The 235-nt window shown below is 63.4% G+C and carries 1 protein-coding gene; it reads left to right on the forward strand.

Annotation, left to right across the window (positions count from 1 at the left end):
- Window positions 1-235 (forward strand): biotin/lipoyl-binding protein (locus R0J88_RS23605; protein ID WP_410901402.1); only part of this gene is annotated, 235 nt, incomplete at both ends.

A 235-nucleotide genomic window follows, 5' to 3' on the forward strand; every position in this document is an offset into this window, starting at 1 on the left:
CTGTCGTTCCGCATCGGCGGTGAGCTGCGCGAACTCGAGGTCCAGGCCGGTCAGGAGGTCGAGAAGGGCGAGCTGATCGCGCGCCTAGATGATCGCGATGCCAGAAGCGAGCTCAAGAATGCCCGCTCCAGCTTCAATCTGGCGCAGGCGACCTACAAGCGCATGAAGTACTCGGTGGAGAAGGGCGCCATCAGTCGGGCACGCTTCGATGAGGCGCAGGCCGAATTCCAGTCGG

Source organism: Pseudoalteromonas sp. SIMBA_162 (assembly GCF_046535955.1).
Classification (GTDB): Bacteria; Pseudomonadota; Gammaproteobacteria; order Enterobacterales; family Alteromonadaceae; genus Pseudoalteromonas; species Pseudoalteromonas marina.